Source organism: Pontibacter diazotrophicus (assembly GCF_003367245.1).
Taxonomy (GTDB): Bacteria; Bacteroidota; Bacteroidia; order Cytophagales; family Hymenobacteraceae; genus Pontibacter; species Pontibacter diazotrophicus.
The window spans coordinates 1-1,271 of the sequence record NZ_QRGR01000078.1; the positions used below are offsets into that span (position 1 = coordinate 1).

Consider the following 1,271-nt stretch of genomic DNA (forward strand, 5'->3'; position numbering starts at 1 on the left):
TGTCAGCTCCCCAGCAAATAGAACTGTTTTGAAGTAGAGTAAAACCTTTAACTTTGAACAGTTATTTATGAAGAGAAAGACATTTACCCCGCAGCAGATCGCCAAAATCCTGAAGGAGTTCGAGGCAGGCAAGAGCGCGGCAGAGATTAGCCGTGAGCACGGCGTGAGCCAGGCAGCCTTCTACAAGTGGCGCCAGCGCTATAACGGCATGGACGCCACCGAACTCAAGCGGCTAAAGGAGCTGGAGGAGGAGAACCGCCGCCTCAAGGCCATGTACGCCGAACTGGCCCTGGATTTGAAAGTAGCCAAAGAGATTATCGAAAAAAAGCTCTAGCGCCCTGCCAGAAGCGACAGATAGCTCAGGAAATGGCCTCTTTGCCAGAGGTAGGCATCAGCAGGGCGTGCCGTGTGTTGAAGCTGAGCAAGTGCGTCTACTACTACAAAAGCCGAAAGGATGACTCGGCCGTGGAGGAGGCGCTGCGGCAGAAGGCCGAGCAGCACCCGAGGGAGGGTTTCTGGAAAGCCTACCACCGGCTGCGGAGGGAAGGCAAGCCCTGGAATCACAAGCGCGTGCATCGGGTCTATAAGAACATCGGGCTGAGCATCAGGAGGAAAGTCAAAAAGCGGCTGCCCGAGCGGGTAAAAGAGCCCCTGCAGGTGCCTGAGGAGGTGAACCACACCTGGTCGATTGACTTTATGAGCGATGCCTTGGCCAACGGAAGGAAATTTCGCTCTTTTCACGTGATGGACGACTATAACCGGGAGGCGCTGCACATCGAGGTTGACTTCTCCCTGAAGAGCAACCGGGTGGTGTGGGTGCTGAATCACCTGATAAGGAGGAGAGAGAAGCCAAAGCGCATCCGGATGGATAACGGGCCGGAGTTCGTTGCCTCGCTGACGGAGGAGTGGAGCCGGATGCAGGGCATTGAGTTCGTCTACATCCAGCCGGGCAAGCCGACGCAGAACGCCTTCATTGAGCGCTTCAACGGCACCTTCAGAGAGCATGTGCTGGATGCGCACCTGTTCGACTCGCTGGACCAGGTCAGGCAGACAGCCCAGAGCTGGCTGGAGGACTACAACCACCTCCGCCCCCATGACAGCCTGCAAGGGATGAGTCCGCTGGAGTACGCCAGGGCAAACGCGCAGGGTGTTCACAGTGGATAACCCTGTCGGGTTACCCACAATGAACACCCATAGTAGTGGTAGCAGAAGTGAATTTAAATTTGTTGAATTTTATACTCCAGGGTAGTTCTAATGTTGGGGAGCCGACA

The 1,271-nt window shown here is 55.5% G+C and carries 1 protein-coding gene; it reads left to right on the forward strand.

Annotated elements, in window-relative coordinates; all coding sequences use genetic code 11:
* Window positions 1-67 precede the first annotated feature (67 nt).
* Window positions 68-1,164 (forward strand): IS3 family transposase gene (locus DXT99_RS26730; protein WP_115568652.1). Its coding sequence is split into 2 segments (ribosomal slippage): window positions 68-329 and window positions 329-1,164, totalling 1,098 coding nucleotides; the frame shifts between segments, so codons are not numbered across the junction.
* The last annotated feature ends 107 nt before the right edge of the window (window positions 1,165-1,271 follow it).